15 protein-coding genes are annotated in these 12,870 nt (G+C 60.1%); 4 read left to right on the forward strand and 11 right to left on the reverse strand.

Annotated features, from left to right (window positions below; all coding sequences use genetic code 11):
- Positions 1 to 187: 187 nt before the first annotated feature.
- A complete protein-coding gene (gene speE, locus AABM54_RS18140; protein ID WP_347901393.1) occupies positions 188 to 1,063 on the reverse strand; it encodes a polyamine aminopropyltransferase in 876 nt (291 codons plus the stop codon).
- 174 nt (positions 1,064 to 1,237) lie between these two features.
- On the opposite strand from speE, the gene AABM54_RS18145 reads away from it, so the two are divergent.
- The gene (locus AABM54_RS18145) at positions 1,238 to 1,711 is read left to right on the forward strand and encodes a methylated-DNA--[protein]-cysteine S-methyltransferase (protein WP_347901394.1); all 474 of its coding nucleotides are present in this window, start codon (positions 1,238 to 1,240) and stop codon (positions 1,709 to 1,711) included.
- 6 nt (positions 1,712 to 1,717) lie between these two features.
- Here AABM54_RS18145 and AABM54_RS18150 read toward each other — a convergent pair whose 3' ends face one another.
- The 4 genes from AABM54_RS18150 to AABM54_RS18165 form a co-directional block, all read right to left on the reverse strand.
- The gene (locus tag AABM54_RS18150; RefSeq protein ID WP_347901395.1) at positions 1,718 to 1,909 is read right to left on the reverse strand and encodes a PLD nuclease N-terminal domain-containing protein; all 192 of its coding nucleotides are present in this window, start codon (positions 1,907 to 1,909) and stop codon (positions 1,718 to 1,720) included.
- 73 nt (positions 1,910 to 1,982) lie between these two features.
- A complete protein-coding gene (locus tag AABM54_RS18155) occupies positions 1,983 to 2,513 on the reverse strand; it encodes a hypothetical protein (RefSeq protein ID WP_347901396.1) in 531 nt (176 codons plus the stop codon).
- Positions 2,514 to 2,744: 231 nt separating this feature from the next.
- On the reverse strand, positions 2,745 to 3,263 hold the full coding sequence (locus AABM54_RS18160) for an ankyrin repeat domain-containing protein (RefSeq protein ID WP_347901397.1): 519 nt from the start codon (positions 3,261 to 3,263) through the stop codon (positions 2,745 to 2,747).
- 96 nt (positions 3,264 to 3,359) lie between these two features.
- The gene (locus tag AABM54_RS18165; protein WP_347901398.1) at positions 3,360 to 5,198 is read right to left on the reverse strand and encodes a long-chain-acyl-CoA synthetase; all 1,839 of its coding nucleotides are present in this window, start codon (positions 5,196 to 5,198) and stop codon (positions 3,360 to 3,362) included.
- A 482-nt stretch (positions 5,199 to 5,680) separates the two neighbouring features.
- On the opposite strand from AABM54_RS18165, the gene AABM54_RS18170 reads away from it, so the two are divergent.
- On the forward strand, positions 5,681 to 5,959 hold the full coding sequence (locus AABM54_RS18170) for a DUF3509 domain-containing protein (protein ID WP_347901399.1): 279 nt from the start codon (positions 5,681 to 5,683) through the stop codon (positions 5,957 to 5,959).
- A gap of 59 nt (positions 5,960 to 6,018) precedes the next feature.
- On the opposite strand, the gene AABM54_RS18175 is transcribed toward AABM54_RS18170, so the two are convergent.
- The 6 genes from AABM54_RS18175 to aroC form a co-directional block, all read right to left on the reverse strand.
- Positions 6,019 to 6,285, reverse strand: coding sequence for a helix-turn-helix transcriptional regulator (locus tag AABM54_RS18175; protein WP_347901400.1), 267 nt, complete (start codon positions 6,283 to 6,285; stop codon positions 6,019 to 6,021).
- A 265-nt stretch (positions 6,286 to 6,550) separates the two neighbouring features.
- Positions 6,551 to 7,234 carry an acireductone synthase gene (mtnC, locus tag AABM54_RS18180; RefSeq protein WP_347901401.1) on the reverse strand — a complete coding sequence of 228 codons (684 nt, stop codon included), beginning with the start codon at positions 7,232 to 7,234 and terminating at the stop codon, positions 6,551 to 6,553.
- Between the two features lie 4 nt (positions 7,235 to 7,238).
- Positions 7,239 to 7,784 (reverse strand): acireductone dioxygenase, encoded by a 546-nt coding sequence (locus tag AABM54_RS18185; protein WP_347901402.1) that lies wholly within the window; start codon positions 7,782 to 7,784, stop codon positions 7,239 to 7,241.
- A 99-nt stretch (positions 7,785 to 7,883) separates the two neighbouring features.
- Positions 7,884 to 8,504 carry a methylthioribulose 1-phosphate dehydratase gene (locus tag AABM54_RS18190; protein ID WP_347901403.1) on the reverse strand — a complete coding sequence of 207 codons (621 nt, stop codon included), beginning with the start codon at positions 8,502 to 8,504 and terminating at the stop codon, positions 7,884 to 7,886.
- Positions 8,501 to 9,646, reverse strand: coding sequence for an MFS transporter (locus AABM54_RS18195; protein ID WP_347901404.1), 1,146 nt, complete (start codon positions 9,644 to 9,646; stop codon positions 8,501 to 8,503). The genes AABM54_RS18190 and AABM54_RS18195 overlap by 4 nt, the downstream gene beginning before the upstream one ends.
- Positions 9,647 to 9,680: 34 nt before the next feature.
- On the reverse strand, positions 9,681 to 10,772 hold the full coding sequence (gene aroC, locus AABM54_RS18200) for a chorismate synthase (protein ID WP_347901405.1): 1,092 nt from the start codon (positions 10,770 to 10,772) through the stop codon (positions 9,681 to 9,683).
- A 95-nt stretch (positions 10,773 to 10,867) separates the two neighbouring features.
- Between aroC and AABM54_RS18205 the strand changes: the two genes are divergently transcribed.
- Positions 10,868 to 11,878, forward strand: a complete 1,011-nt coding sequence (locus AABM54_RS18205) for an alpha/beta fold hydrolase (RefSeq protein WP_347906248.1) — start codon at positions 10,868 to 10,870, stop codon at positions 11,876 to 11,878.
- A 98-nt stretch (positions 11,879 to 11,976) separates the two neighbouring features.
- The gene (locus tag AABM54_RS18210; protein WP_347901406.1) at positions 11,977 to 12,768 is read left to right on the forward strand and encodes a hypothetical protein; all 792 of its coding nucleotides are present in this window, start codon (positions 11,977 to 11,979) and stop codon (positions 12,766 to 12,768) included.
- Positions 12,769 to 12,870 lie beyond the last annotated feature (102 nt).

Below are 12,870 nucleotides of genomic sequence, written 5' to 3' on the forward strand. Positions count from 1 at the left end.
GCATTGCCATTTATAACTGGCCGGGACTGGCAACGGTATCTTCCAGCCCTCTGGAACGCGGAACTGCATCAGGTGTAGCCCAAAAATCGGCGCTGGCGAATTGTCTTGGAGGGTTTGTGAAAATTTTGTGCAACGAATATCTGGAAACACAAAAAAGGGCCTTGCGGCCCTTTCTCATTGCAGGTGATCAGTCGTTGCTTGGTTTGTTCACGGCTTGCAATACGTATTGTGGCAAGGCGAAGGCGCCTATGTGGATTTCCGGGTTGTAGTAGCGCGTGATGATGCCGCTGCCGGCAAACCGCTGGCTCAGGGTTTCGCGGGACAGTTTGCGGTACGCCGTGTTGGTCGCGCCCCAGGCAAAGGTCATCGCGCCGCCGATGTAGGTTGGCACCGCAGCCTGGTAGAAGTGCCAGTCCGGGAACAGGCTGCGCAGGCGCCCGGCGGTGGTTTTAACTTCTTCGATCTGCATGAACGGCGTGCCGTTCTGGGTCACCAGGATGCCGCCTTCGTTCAGGCAGCGGTGGCACGCCTGGTAGAAGTTCTCCGAGAACAGCACTTCACCCGGCCCGATCGGGTCGGTGGAGTCGGAGATGATCACGTCGAATTTTTCCTGAGTGGTGGCGACGAAACGCATGCCGTCGTCGATCACCAGGTTCAGGCGGGGGTCATCGAACGCTCCCTTGGAGTGGTTCGGCAGGAATTCCTTGCACATGTCGACCACGGTGCCGTCGATTTCGACCATGGTGATGTGTTCGATGCTGCGGTGCTTGGCCACTTCGCGCAGCATGCCGCCGTCGCCACCGCCGATGATCAACACGCGCTTGGCGGTGCCATGGGCCAGGATCGGCACATGGGTGAGCATCTCGTGGTAGATGAATTCGTCGGCTTCGGTGGTCTGGATCACGCCGTCCAGTGCCATGACCCGGCCCATGCGCGGGTTTTCGAAGATCACCAGGTGCTGGTGCTCGGTGCGCACTTCGTGCAGCAGTTTTTCCATGCGAAAACGCTGGCCGTAGCCTTCGTAGAGGGTTTCCAGGTACTCGCTGGTCTTGGTGGTGCTCATGGGAAGTGCTCCGGTGAGTGCGGGTGGCAACGGACGGTTACCCGCCCATGATGGTCATTCGCAGGCACAAGGCAGGCGATTGACCAAGGAAAGGCGCGCATTCTACGTCGCCGGACATGACAGGTCGAACCTTCTGGCTCTATCTTTACGCCAGACCACCGCCGGAGCCTCACGATGTTTTACCGCTACCACCCAAGCCCCATCGGGCCACTGCTGCTGGCCGGGGATGAACAGGGCCTGCGCCTGCTGTACATGGACAGCCACCCGCGCTGGACGCCCGATGATCAGTGGGTTGAGGGCGGACGGGAGCTCGATACCGTCTGTCGGCAACTGGATGAATATTTCGAAGGTAACCGCGAAGTCTTCGACCTGCGCCTGGCGCCTCAAGGCACGGCGTTCCAGCAACAGGTGTGGCAGGCGTTGCAACGCATTCCCTACGGCCGCACCTGGAGCTACGCGGAACTTGCGCTGCACATCGACAACCCCAAGGCGATCCGCGCAGTCGGGACCGCCAATGGCGCCAATCCGATTTCGATCATCATCCCCTGCCACCGCGTGATCGGCAGCAATGGCACCCTCACCGGTTACGCCGGTGGCCTGGCGCGCAAACAAGCGCTGCTGGAGCTTGAAGGGGTATGGCTGATTTGAGCGACGTTACAGCCGCACGTTGCCCCGTGGCCCGGCGATGGCCCAGATAATCAGCCCCAGCACCGGCAGCAAGGCGATCAACAGCACCCAGATGATCTTCATCCCGGTGTCTGCGCCACTTTTCAGTACATTGATGATGGCCCAGATATCCAGCACGAGAATAATCAGACCGATCAGGCCGTTGAACGTAGTGCCCATGATGTCGCTCCCCAATGATGGTGTGCAGTCTTAGGATAGTCGGGCCTGATCGGGGTTCCGTTTTTTTGCGGTCTTAAACGTGGATCGCCACTTTCAGCGCTTCCAGAGACGGTGCGGCGGCAATACCGACCTCGGCGCACAGCGCCAGCACGCGCGGCACGTCGTTGCCGTAGACCAGCACGGCCTGGATTTCGTCATCGAGCAACTGGCTGAAGTTCATCAGCACATAACCACCGTTCTCCGGGTTCATGCTGCCCAACTGGATCTGGATGCGGTTGAGCGCCGTCAGGGCTTCGGTCTTGGCCAGTTGCTTGGGTTTGATGTTGAACGCCACGCCCGGCCCGAACGATGCAACGATCTGGGCGAACAGGTCCATGTAGGTGTCGGCCTGGAACAGCACGGTTTCCGGCAGGCTGCCGACGACGACCCACTCACCCAACGGAATCGGAAAAGTGTCGTCGTAGTTGATGTCCGGGTTAGCGGCCAAAAAAGCCACAGGGTCGGCATAAGCCTGCGCCGCTTCGTCGGCGACCTGCACGATTTGCGCCTCGTCCATGCAGCCGGAGCTGATTTTGCTGATGAGTTCGACGAGTGCGGCTTTCATGGGGGCGGATCCTGTAGCGAGGGAATTTTGAGGGCGCGAAGGATAGCGCATTCGCGAAGGGATACCGAGCCCGAGGTCAAGCGCAACCCTGTGGCGAGGGAGCTTGCTCCCGCTCGGCTGCGAAGCAGTCGTGATCCAGAGTACTCGGAGTATCAGATACAAATGGGTTTCAGGATTCAGGGCCGCTTCGCGCCCCAGCGGGAGCAAGCTCCCTCGCCACAGGGTTCGTGATCAGCCGAGCAGCTTCTGCAACTGTGCCGTGGTGTCGACGGCTCCCATGGTTTTTGCGGCATCCAGGGCAGATACACCGTTGGCGTCCAGGGCCTTGGGGTTGGCGCCCTTGCTGACCAGGTAGTCGACAATGGCGGTGCGGTTGAACATTGCCGCCATCATCAGTGCGGTACGACCATCAAAGGATGAACCCTCAACTTCGGCACCACCCTCGACCAGCGTCTTGACCACTTCAAGATCACCCTTGAATGCCGCGCCGGCAATCGGGCTCTGGCCGTTGTCGTTACGGATTTCCGGGTCGGCCTTGTGCTCCAGCAGCACCTTCACCGCATCGACATGGCCATGGTAGGCCGCCAGCATCAACAAGGTGTCGCCCTTGTGATTGCGCAGGTTCGGCGGCAAGCCTTTGCTGAGCAGCGCGGCCAGCATGGCGGCATCGCCGTCGCGGGCCTTGTTGAATACCTGCTCGGCAAACTCCGCAGCTTCTTCCGGGGTCATCTGGCGGTTGTTGTCTGTCATTGGGGGCTCCACTTTCGGTCAATCGCAAAGCCGCTAGTTTCCCGAGCGGCTTTGGGTGTGTCACTCCTTTTTTCTCTGGGGCGGCGATAGCCAAAATCAATAACGGAACTTGCCGTCATGGATATCTGCCAGCACCTGCTCGGTGACCTGGACGTAGGTGTGCGAACCGGGCAGCCAGGCGTAGATAGGGTCATCGCCGGTTTTGCCGGGGTCGAACGCTTCGTCCTTAAGCCTGGTTTTCTGGTATTTGAAGGTCCCGGTGGTCTCCATCTTGACCTTCACTCGCAGAAACAACGGCACCGCATAAGCCGGCATCTGCTGGCGTGCAAAACTCAGCAGCTCGCTGAAATCCAGTGTTGCCAGCGACTCCGCCGGCGTAATGGCCGCCATCCCGGCGCGGCCATTGGTGTTGCTGATTTCCACGCCATAGGCCACGACTTCGGCGATGTGCGGGTGCTGCAAGAGGATGTTTTCAACTTCGGTGGTCGAGACGTTCTCACCCTTCCAGCGGTAGGTATCGCCCAGGCGATCAACGAATTGGGCGTGCCCGAAACCGATGTTTCGCAGCAAGTCGCCGGTATTGAAGTAGCGGTCACCCTTTTCGAAAACATCGTGGAGCACCACTTTTTCGGTCTTCTGCGGGTCGGTGTAGCCGTCCAGCGGCGCCTTGTCGTCGATTTTCGCCAGTAACAAACCCTGCTGGCCCTTGCCGACTTTCTGCATGAAACCCTGGCTGTTGCGCACGGGCGCGCAGCTGTCGTGAGCGTATTCCACCAGTTCCCAGGACATCAGCGAAAAACCGATGGTGTGGTCGAAATTGAGCATGTTGGTAAACCCGATATTGCCGTCGCTGGCGGCGTACAGCTCACAGATGTGGTTGACCGCAAAACGCTGCTTGAAGGTGCTCCATACACCGGGACGCAAACCGTTGCCGATCATCTTCACCACGCTGTTATCCGCATCGTCTGCACTGGGTGGCTGATCGATCAGGTAGCGGCACAATTCGCCCACGTAGCCGATGGTCGTGGCGCGGTATCTACGGGCATCGTTCCAGAATTGGCTGGCGCTGAACTTGCGCCGTATGGCGAACCCCGAAGCCCCGACAATCGCCGAGCCCCAGCACACGCACAGCCCCGTGGCGTGGTACAGCGGCAAGGTGCAATACACGACATCCTCGGGGCGCATATCCAGGGCGATCAAGCCGAAAATGCTCGAGGTCCGCATCCAGCGCCCATGCTTGAACACCCCGGCCTTGGGCAACCCGGTGGTGCCCGAGGTGTAGATATAGAAGCAAGGGTCATCGAGGTAGACCCGCTGGGTACTCGCGGGATTGTCGGCAGACGCGTCGCTACTGGCGGCCATCAGGTTGATGAACCCGGTCGGCGCGGTGCCAGGGTCGCGGGTTGTGTCCTGATCGGCGACGAACCATGTTCGCGTCGGCTCGATGGCGACCTGCTCGCGAATCGCCGTGTACGCGTCCACCAGTTCCGCCCCCACGACAATCGCCACCGGCGTCACCAGGTTGAGGCTATGCACGAGCGCCTGCTGGGTTTGCGAGGTATTGAGCATGGCGCTGACCGCACCGACCTTGGCCACCGCCAGCACCGTGACCAGCAGCTCAGGGCGGTTCTCGATGAAGATCCCGACCACGTCGCCCTTGCCGATGCCTTGAGCCATCAGGTGATGAGCAATGCGATTGGCCCACTGATTGACCTGGGTGTAACTGAGCACCACATCGCCCTGCAACAGGGCAGGCCCATCGGGGTTGCGCAACGTGGATTGCTCGAAATACCACCCCAGCCCGCAAGGCTGGTCGGGCTTCTTGACGTTGGCGCTTTTCAGGCCCCTGACCACCCGTGGCAGGGCCTTGGCCATGGACGGCAACTTACGGAGCATCATGCCCCAGGTAATCATGTCGTGCGGTGTGCGACTCATGGTTGCTCCCGTTCGGCCCAACCTTGGGGCCTGGTTTTTATTGTCGGGCGAACATGCTGTGCTCGGTGTTCTGTGCAACTTCATCCATGTATGAGGGACGACCGTGTTCCTCTCGTTAGAGATGCGCAAATTGGAAAAACGAGCATTGGGACAGGTCGAAAAGTACGTCAGGGGCTCTGACGCTGTACATGCGGTTTTTGAAATGATTTGTATCCGGGGAGCGGGCCGGTTTTTATCCGCCGCTTGCCCCTGTTTCTGCGCCGCAGGGCGTCCAGGCACGCCAGGGCAACGGCTGAAACAGCGGCATCCATTCCCGCAAAATGCAGGATGCACGATGGCCATTCATGCAAAATGCACGAAAGCGAATATTCACTAAACTTATAACGTACTGATAAACAAGGATATTTTAAAAACAGGATACTGGCACAATCACTGCACCTATCACCCCATGCTGCACATAAGCACTCACGGAGTTGATAGACATGAATCTGATCCAGGAAAAGTTTTCGTCCCTGTTCTCCCACTTCGACGTCACCACTCAGGCACGGCCTGACGGCGGTATTTTGCTGACGCTGCGCAGCACCGAAGGCAAGGTGTTCAAACGCTCGATCTCCTACGCGCAGTTGCATGCCGGCGACCAGTTGTCGTGGGTGATCAGCGCCATCCGCCGTGACCTGGCGGAACAAGCCAGCGAGTTGCCGCAGATCTCCATGCTGCAAAGCCAACAACGCTTTGCCCTGCCGACCTACCACTCGGCCTGAGCCCAGCTGCCCGCACCTTCAGGCCGTGCACGCCATCGCGCTGCACGGCCTGAGGCGTTTCAGCCCAACAATCCCCGGTTGACCGCTTCACCCACTGCCTGTGCCCGATTGCTCACCTGCAGCTTGGTGTAGATGTTGCTCAGGTGGAACTTCACCGTCGCCTCTGAAATGGCCTTGATCACGCTGATTTCCCATACGGTTTTCCCGGCCTTGGCCCAGCGCAGGATTTCCAGTTCCTTCTCACTCAGGGGTTTGCCCGTAGCGTCCGGGCGCAGCCGTTTCGGCGGTTTCGACACAGGCCCCGCCACGGGGGGTACTGTTTTCATCCTGCTCCCTCTCCCTCATGAAACCGCGGCACTGCCCTGTGCCCAGTGCGGTGCAGACCGGCAAATACTTCGAGACCAAAGAGTTACACAGGCGAAAGATTAAACAAGTCGGGAAAGTGACAAACAGGGATGGACGACTTACCAACAGGCAACGTCCTACATGTCCTACAGACGGCAAATCCATTGTGAACAGGTGGACGTTTACAGACCGTGTAGGCTGCGACTGACACACGACGGTAGGCCGTCATCTGTCAGTCGCTGTGCGTCAGAACGTGGTGGGGTCAATCTGGGTGAACGTCGTGACATTGGCATGCCCAGCCAGCGTGCCGCCCTCGCGCACCAGCCCGCAAGTGGCCATGCCGGCAAGACGTGCAGCGTCGAGTTCTTCAACGATGTCGGAGAGAAACAGGATCTGCTGCGGCGCACAGCCGATGGCCTGGGTGATGCGCTCATAGGAGCTTGCTTCACGCTTGGGCCCGGAGGTGGTGTCGAAGTAGCCGCTGAACAACGGCGACAGATCACCCGCCTGGGAGCAGCCGAAAATCAGCTTTTGCGCCTGGATCGAACCGGACGAGTAAACAAACAGTTGATAACCGGCCTGGTGCCATTGTTTCAGCGCCGCAACGGCGTCCGGGTATACATGGCCCTTGAGTTCTCCGTCTCGATAACCTTGCTCCCAAATCATTCCTTGAAGGGCCTTGAGCGGGGTGGCCTTGCGGTCTTGCGCAATCCAGCCCTGCAAAATCTCTATCACGCGTTGAAGATTCGCCTGGGGCTCATTGCTCTCGACACGCACCGCCTCCAGTTGCGCCTGAACATCCGGACGGCCTCCCTGCTGCTGAACAAACAGCGCCAGATGTCGCTCGGCATACGGAAACAACACCTCAAACACAAAACTCACGGCGCTGGTGGTGCCTTCGATGTCGGTCAGAATGGCTTTGATCGTCATCGTTTCAGTCCTCCAGGCGAGGGAAACGGCTGGCGATGTCTTCGCCGGTGAAATTGGCCACCCAGCCTTCCGGGTTGTTGAACAGGCGGATGGCCACGAAGTGCGGGTGCTCGCCCATGTCGAACCAGTGCGGGGTACCGGCCGGAACGGAGATCAGGTCGTTTTTTTCGCAGAGCACGGCGTACACATAATCACCGATGTGCAGGGTAAACAGCCCACGGCCAGCGACGAAAAACCGGACCTCGTCTTCACCATGGCGGTGCTCGTCAAGGAACTTGGCGCGCAACTCGGCTTTTTGCGGGTGATCGCTGTTGAGGCTGATGACATCGACCGTGATGTAACCGCGCTCGGTCATCAGCTTGTCGATCTGCACCTGATAAGCACCAATCACTTCTTCCTGGCTCGCGCCCGGCTGGATCTTTGCTGCGGCTTGCCAGCGGTCGAAGCGCACGCCCTGCTCGGCCAGGGTCGAGGCAATGTCCTCGAAATGGGTCAGGACCTTGTTCGGCAGGTCGGGACTGGAAACATGGTAAACGGACAGGCTGCTCATACTGGCGATTCCTCATTAGCGGCGCTGCCGTCCGGCTTTTACAGGCCGGTCTGGCAAGGCGTTTCATCAGACGGTTGGCGACTTCTGGTGAAGTGCGCGTTATCGGTGTGTCAACGAACGCATTTTCAGCTCGCATTCGAACAAAAATTCGAAGGCCTCGATCTGGCGCAGTGCGTCGCTCATCTTCGGGCCCCAGGTGTACAGGCCATGGCCGCGAATCAGGTAACCGACGCAATCGGGGTGCGCGTCGAGCCACGGCTGAACCTTGGACGCCAGGCGCTCGATGTCCTGATCGTTGTCGAAAATCGGCACACGGACCTTGGACTCGTGCGTCGCAATGCCGCTGAAGGCCTTTTGCAGCTCGTAGTCTTCAAACGTGATGACGTGACTCTGGAGCAGACGCGACAGCACCGTGGCATTCACCGAATGGGTGTGCAACACCGCACCGATGTCGGCACGCCATTGATACAACTGCGTGTGCAGCAGGGTTTCGGCGGACGGTTTCTTGCCCGGCTCCAGGCTGTTGCCCGACAGGTCCGTGGCAAGTACATCGTCGATGCCCAACTGGCCTTTGTGCTTGCCGGAGACGGTGAGCAAGGCTTCGGTGGCCGACAGTCTCGTCGAATAGTTGCTGCTGGTGGCTGGCGACCAGCCGCGGCCATACAGAAAACGCCCGGCATCCATAATTTGCCGGGCCAGTTCTTCACGGGTAAGGCTCATGGCCTGTCCTCTTGCATACGTGTGGCAATGATAACGGCTGCAGCCAAAGCTGCGAGGCTGGCAATACTAAAGGTCAATGTAGCGCCCAACGCGTTCCAGCTGTAACCGGAATACAACGCGCCGAGCGCACCGCCGGTTCCGGCCAGTGCGGCGTACAACGCCTGGCCCTGACCTTGCTGGCGAGCGCCGAAGCTACGTTGCACGAAATGGATGGCAGCGGCGTGAAAGCTGCCGAAGGTGGCCGCATGCAGCACCTGCGCAAACAGCAGCACCCACAAGAATTCAGCCAACGAGCCGAGCAGCAACCAGCGCAACGCCGCCAGCAGAAAACTCGCCATCAGCACCCGGCGCACAGAAAACCGCGCAAGAATCCTGCTCATGAACAAAAACATCAGGACTTCGGCCACCACGCCCAGGGCCCAGAGCATGCCGATCACGCCACGGCTGTAGCCCAGGCGTTCCAGGTGCAAGGTCAAAAAGGTGTAATACGGCCCGTGGCTCATCTGCATCAGCGCCACACAACCATAAAACGCCAGCACACCGGGGCTGCGCAGCTGAGTGAGAAAACCCTCGCCCGACACACGATTGCCTTGCGCCGGCTGGGCGTTCGGCACCCACAGGCTGCTGACGACAATACCGCCCATGATCACTACCAGCGTCACCGGGTAGATGTCCAGGCTCAAGCCTTCAAACAGCCGCCCCAGTGCGACCACCGTGATGATGAAACCGATCGAACCCCACAAGCGGATCTGGCTGTAGCGCGAGGCCTGGCCCTGTAGATGCGCCAGGGTAATCACCTCGAACTGCGGCAACACCGCATGCCAGAAGAACGCGTGCAACGCCATGACCATCGCCAGCCAGGCGTAGCTCTTGCTGACGAAGATCAGGGAAAAGGTCAGCAGTGTGCAGACCGCGCCAAAGCGCACGATGGCCAGGCGTCGACCGGTGTAATCACCGAGCCAGCCCCAGATGTTCGGCGCCACGCAGCGCATCAGCATCGGGATCGCCACCAACTCGCCAATGCGCGCAGCGGAAAACCCCAGGTGATCGAAGTACAGCGCCAGGAACGGTGCCGTCGAACCGAGCAAGGCGAAATAGAACAGATAGAAACTGGATAACCGCCAGTACGGCAGCGCCGCCACGGCCGTCAGACCGCAGCGACGTCAGGGCATGGCATCACAGCTGGCCCAGCACCGGCGTGCTGACGCACACGTCGGCGTTCTGCCCGCGATTGCGCAGCAAGTGGTCCATCAACACGATGGCCATCATCGCTTCGGCAATCGGTGTGGCGCGGATCCCGACACACGGGTCGTGGCGGCCCTTGGTAATGACGTCCACCGGATTGCCGTGCACATCGATCGAACGGCCCGGCGTGGTGATGCTCGACGTGGGCTTGAGCGCCAGGTGCGCGACGATCGGCTGGCCCGACGAGATCCCGCCCAGAATGCCGCCGGCGTTGTTGCTGAGGAAACCTTGCGGGGTCATCTCGTCACGGTGCTCGGTGCCCCGTTGGGCCACGCTGGCAAAACCGGCGCCGATTTCCACGCCTTTCACTGCGTTGATGCTCATCAGCGCATGGGCCAGTTCCGCGTCGAGGCGGTCGAAGATTGGCTCGCCGAGGCCCGGTTTCACCCCTTCTGCCACCACGGTGATCTTCGCGCCGACCGAATCCTGGTCGCGGCGCAGTTGATCCATGTAGGCCTCAAGCTCTGGCACTTTGTCCGGGTCCGGGCTGAAGAATGCGTTTTGCTCAACCGATTCCCAGGTCTTGAACGGGATTTCGATAGGGCCGAGCTGGCTCATGTAGCCGCGAATGACGATGCCCTGGGTGGCCAGGTACTTTTTCGCAATGGCCCCGGCCGCCACGCGCATGGCGGTTTCACGCGCCGAGCTGCGACCGCCGCCGCGGTAATCGCGCTCGCCGTACTTGTGGTGGTAGGTGTAGTCGGCGTGAGCCGGGCGGAACAGGTCCTTGATCGCCGAGTAGTCCTTGGACTTCTGGTCGGTGTTGCGAATCAGCAGGCCAATGGCGCAACCGGTGGTGCGGCCTTCGAACACACCCGAGAGGATTTCGACTTCATCGGCTTCCTGACGCTGGGTGGTGTGGCGGCTGGTGCCGGGTTTGCGGCGGTCAAGGTCACGTTGCAGGTCGTCCAGGGACAATTCCAGCCCTGGCGGGCAGCCGTCGACAATGGCGACCAACGCCGGGCCATGGCTTTCGCCCGCGGTGGTGACAGTGAACAGCTTGCCGTAGGTATTGCCGGACATGCAGGGCGCTCCGTGAAATCGCTGAGTAACTCAACCTGAATATGTATTGCGGGCGAGTATACGCAGGCTACCCAACTAGTTCATCCTCGAACCTTATCGGTGCCTGCAAGTCCAACCGACACCTTGTGAATGATGGCGTGATGATGCTGCGAGTTATTGCCTTGAGCCTTACCCTGTTTACCGGCCTGCTTTCCAATGTGGTCCAGGCCACCGTCCTGCAACGCCCGATCAGCCTGGACACTGGCAACGGCGAGCTGTATGGCTCGATGCTGCTGCCAAAATCCGACAGCCCGGTGCCGGTTGTCCTGATCATTCCAGGCTCAGGCCCTACCAACCGTGACGGCAATAACCCCGACGGCGGGCGCAACGACAGCCTCAAGCGCCTGGCCTGGGTGCTGGCCAAGCACAACATCGCCAGCGTGCGTTACGACAAACGCGGCGTGGCCGCCAGCCTCGCCGCAACACCGGACGAACGCAACCTGTCGGTGGAGGCCTACGTCGCCGACGCAGTGGCCTGGGGGCAGAAGCTCAAGGCCGATCCGCGCCTGGGCCCATTGATTGTGCTCGGCCACAGCGAGGGCGCGCTGATCGCCAGCCTGGCCGCGCCGAAGGCTGGCGCTGCGGCAGTGATTTCCGTGTCCGGCAGCGCCCGCCCGGTGGACCAGGTGTTGCGCCAACAATTGGGCTATCGCTTGCCGCCTGCCCTGATGCAGCGCGCCAACGAGTTGCTCGACAGCCTCAAGGCCGGTCAGGTCGACGAAAACGTGCCGCCACAGTTGCAAGTGATTTTCCGCCCCAGCGTACAGCCGTACCTGATCTCGCTGTTTCGCCAGGACCCGGCAGCCGCGTTCGCCGAACTGAAAATACCGGCACTGATTATCCAGGGTAGCAACGACATTCAGGTCGGCGTCGGCGACGCCCAACTGTTGAAGGCCGCCAAACCCGACGCCCAACTGGCATTGATCGAGGGTATGAACCACGTGCTGCGCATCGTGCCCAACGATATCAAGCGGCAAATGGCATCGTACAAAGACCCTCAATTGCCGCTGGCCGCCGAACTTGGGACGCGGATCTTGAGTTTTATAGACGGACTTCGCGCCAGTTAAGCGGTTTTGTTCTCCAGTCCTGAAAAAAACGGCCGATAAGCCTTTGTCGACAATTCACTTGCTGCCGACATGCCGGGCTTGGACAGGATCTCGCCGTTATGACTGATACCCAGAATTCAACCGAAACCGTAGCCGACAAAACCGCCAAAGAAGCGGTCGAGCTGCCGTGGTCGGACGTCCATGTCGAGCACCACAAGATGCTCCGCCTGGCGCCGCTGCAAACCGACCGCGCCACGGGTGGACGGCCGTTGCGCTTTGTCGAGTTCGGTTATGCCGAGCGCAACAACAAGCAGCACAGCTTGCTGCGCATGAGCATCACCCTGCCCGGCCAGCGCGTGCGCAAAGAGCAGAATCATCTGGACGTGTGGGTCGATCACGCCGAACGGCGCGTGCACTTCGGCCCGGACAGCGGCTTGCAGGTTGAACCGGCAAACCGTGGTATCGGCCGTTTTCTGGCCGCTCAAGGGATTACCTGGGCGAAGAAAAAGTGGTCGAGCTATCAGGTCGACGGCATGGACCTGAACAACAAGGACGCCCTCAACGAGGACACGCGCCTGCGCCGCGATCACTTTTTGCGCGTTCACGGTTTCGATGTGGTTTATGCCGACGCCCAGCATTTGAAGGGCAGCGTCAAGGAAACGACCGTCGGCGACCTGCTGGGTGACTGGAACACCGAAAAACTGCAGTTCGTGGAAATCCTCGAAGCCGCGCAGATGCTCCAGCAAGCCGAGCAGAACCTGGCGGAACAGGAAGTCAAGATCAAGAAGCAGGACGAGAAAGTCGCCAAATTCAAGCGCGAAGACAGCGGCCTGCGCTTCACCATCACCTGCCTGGTGGCGTTCTCGGTGTTCCAGGCCGGGCTGCTGATCTGGATTGCGACACACCGCTAAAGCGCTTGTGGCGAGGGCGCTTGCTCCTGTTCAAGCGCGAAGCGGTCGCAATCCTGACACCTCATTGAGAAGCAAGGGGCTGCTACGCAGCCCAGCGGGAGC

This window comes from Pseudomonas purpurea (assembly GCF_039908635.1).
Classification (GTDB): domain Bacteria; phylum Pseudomonadota; class Gammaproteobacteria; order Pseudomonadales; family Pseudomonadaceae; genus Aquipseudomonas; species Aquipseudomonas purpurea.

Coding starts and splice junctions, on each gene's coding strand:
- speE (WP_347901393.1), bottom strand. CDS start 1,063: ATGAGCACCACCAAGACCAGCGAGTACCTGGAAACCCTCTACGAAGGC.
- AABM54_RS18145 (WP_347901394.1), top strand. CDS start 1,238: ATGTTTTACCGCTACCACCCAAGCCCCATCGGGCCACTGCTGCTGGCC.
- AABM54_RS18150 (WP_347901395.1), bottom strand. CDS start 1,909: ATGGGCACTACGTTCAACGGCCTGATCGGTCTGATTATTCTCGTGCTG.
- AABM54_RS18155 (WP_347901396.1), bottom strand. CDS start 2,513: ATGAAAGCCGCACTCGTCGAACTCATCAGCAAAATCAGCTCCGGCTGC.
- AABM54_RS18160 (WP_347901397.1), bottom strand. CDS start 3,263: ATGACAGACAACAACCGCCAGATGACCCCGGAAGAAGCTGCGGAGTTT.
- AABM54_RS18165 (WP_347901398.1), bottom strand. CDS start 5,198: ATGAGTCGCACACCGCACGACATGATTACCTGGGGCATGATGCTCCGT.
- AABM54_RS18170 (WP_347901399.1), top strand. CDS start 5,681: ATGAATCTGATCCAGGAAAAGTTTTCGTCCCTGTTCTCCCACTTCGAC.
- AABM54_RS18175 (WP_347901400.1), bottom strand. CDS start 6,285: ATGAAAACAGTACCCCCCGTGGCGGGGCCTGTGTCGAAACCGCCGAAA.
- mtnC (WP_347901401.1), bottom strand. CDS start 7,234: ATGACGATCAAAGCCATTCTGACCGACATCGAAGGCACCACCAGCGCC.
- AABM54_RS18185 (WP_347901402.1), bottom strand. CDS start 7,784: ATGAGCAGCCTGTCCGTTTACCATGTTTCCAGTCCCGACCTGCCGAAC.
- AABM54_RS18190 (WP_347901403.1), bottom strand. CDS start 8,504: ATGAGCCTTACCCGTGAAGAACTGGCCCGGCAAATTATGGATGCCGGG.
- aroC (WP_347901405.1), bottom strand. CDS start 10,772: ATGTCCGGCAATACCTACGGCAAGCTGTTCACTGTCACCACCGCGGGC.
- AABM54_RS18210 (WP_347901406.1), top strand. CDS start 11,977: ATGACTGATACCCAGAATTCAACCGAAACCGTAGCCGACAAAACCGCC.